The sequence below is a fragment of the Microbulbifer sp. genome (assembly GCF_051659245.1).
Lineage (GTDB): Bacteria > Pseudomonadota > Gammaproteobacteria > Pseudomonadales > Cellvibrionaceae > Microbulbifer.
In genome coordinates this window covers 1-2,209 of record NZ_JBOFOC010000110.1, presented here as the reverse complement: position 1 = coordinate 2,209, position 2,209 = coordinate 1, and the positions used below count along the sequence as shown (strand labels likewise).

Genomic DNA, 2,209 nt, shown 5'->3' with positions numbered 1-2,209 from the left:
ACTGTTGAACCAGACGATTGAGTTCGTCGTAAACGGATACCCGGGTGTTGCCGTTGGGCAGGATTTCCCGGGTGCGGTTGCCGACCTCGTCGTAGCGGTACTCGGTGATATGGTTCTCGGCGTCCTTGAGGCGCTCCAGTCGGTTGCGGGCGTCGTATTCGCGCACCACGGAGAACTGGCGGGCATTCAGCTCCAGGGTCTGGTTGCCGACCTTGTCGTAGTCGTAGAGGGTGATATTGCCCTCGCGGTCGATTTTCTGCCGCACCCGGTTGAGTTCGTCGTAGGTGTAGCGGGTGGCCTGACCCTTGCCGTCGATTTCATAGGCGAGGTTGCCGTTGCTGTCGTAGCGCCACTCCAGGGTGCGGCCAAGGGGCTGGTGCTCGAAGCGCTTGCGATTCAGTTCGTCGTATTCGTAGCTGGTGGTGAAGGTGCGCGCATTAGTGCGGGAGAGGACATTGCCCTCTTCGTCCAGTTCCAGGCTGGTTACCTGCTCCAGCGCATCGGTGATCTTATTCCGGCGGTTGTAGGCGTCGTAGCCGTAGCTGGTGGTGCGGCCGTCGGTGGAGTATTCGCGGGTGACATTGCCCACGCCGTCGTATTCCCGGTTGAGCACCCGGCTTTCCGGCATATTGACCGAGGTCTGGCGATTGGCGCCGTCGTAGCCGTAGGTGGTGACATTGCCGCGGAAATCGGATTCCGATACCAGGTTGCCCACGGCGTCGTAGTCCAGGGATTTTGACTGCTGCAGGTGGTTGCGGACTTCCACCACGCGGTTTTCGCCGTCGTATTCCCAATGGGTGGTGTGGCCACGGCCGTCGGTCTCGGTTTTCTTGTTGCCCACCAGGTCGTAGGTGTAGCTGGTGTCGTCGCCGAGCGGCCGGCTGACTTCGATCAGCTGGTTCAGGGCATTGTAGGTGTAGGAGATCCGGCGGCCTTTCTCGTCGGTTTCCCACAGTTTCTGGCCGCGGGCGTTCCACGCGGCTTCCGCCACACCGCCGAGGGGGTCCCGGGTGTAAACAACGTTGCCCCACTCGTCGTGGTTGTAGCGCCACAGGTTGCCCCTGCGGTCCTGGTAGGTCTTGCGGTTGCCGAGATTGTCGTAGGTGTAGTGTTCCGAAGTGCCGTCCGGGTAGTGGACGTCGGTCAGGTTGCCCCGCTCGTCGTAGCGGTAGTCGGTGCGGTGGTTGTTGCGGTCAATACGCGCGGCCATCAGGTTCTTGATCTGGCCGAACTGCCCTTTGCTCACGTAGGGCGTCATCAACGGCGTTTTGTCGGCCAGCTTTTCCACCAGCTGGTTGCCGTGCTCGTCGTAGGCAAACTCGGTGGTGATGTTGCGCTCGTTGGTGCTGCCGGTAATCACTACCTGCTGCAGGTCCCACTCGATATCGCGGCTGCCGTTGGGCGCCTCGATCCTGGTGGCCGCGCCGTAGTCGTTCAGGGTATAGGTGGTGGTGTTGTCGCGGCCGTCGGTGACCACGGTCTGCAGTGCACCGCCATTGCGCTGGCTGCGGTCCAGGTATTCGAAGCCGGTGGTGCCGCCCTCCGGGCGGGTGATCAGTTGAGTGGCGGGAACCGGGGCGGAGCCCACGACGATGCCCTGGTCCTGCAACAGCGGCGAACCGGGGAATTCGTGTACGCCGTGGGAATAGGTGGTGACCTCGCCGTTTTCATCGATCACCTGGGAAATGGCGCTTCTCAGGAAGAAGGCGTCCGTCGCGGCCGGGAACTGGAAAGCCTCATCCACCAGGTACTGGTAGCGCTTGCTGCGGCTGGTCCCGCCCTTCTCGTAGCGGCTCTCGACCAGGCGGCCGCGGCCGTCGTACTGGTAATAAACGGAAAATTCCTCCGAGCCGGACAGGGCCGTCACCCGCGTCAACAGAGGGCGCATTTCCCAGCCGGCGATACCCGGCTGGTATTCGAAGCGCAGGGTGCGGCCGGCGCTGTCTTCCACGATGTCCAGTTGGGGCTCTTTGCTGCCGCTGTAGCCGAATTTCAGCAGGCGTCCGTTGGTGCCGCGTACATATTCCAGCAGCGCTTTGCCGAAAGCCGGCCGGCTGGCGTAGTGGTACTGGGTGCCGTCCTTGCTGTAGAAATCCCAGCCGTCGACAGTGGAAACCAGGGTGCCGTGATAACCGCGCCCGGGCACATAGCCGCCGTCGCCGTCCGGGTAGAAGGAGATACCGCCGCCATCGCCGCCGTGCACGGTGAC

Annotated in this window: 1 protein-coding gene; it reads right to left on the bottom strand. The window is 62.7% G+C overall.

The window, feature by feature from the left end; genetic code table 11:
* Positions 1-2,209, bottom strand: a 2,209-nt coding sequence (locus ACRC0P_RS11610; protein ID WP_438631039.1) for a hypothetical protein, incomplete at both ends; no start/stop codon positions are given.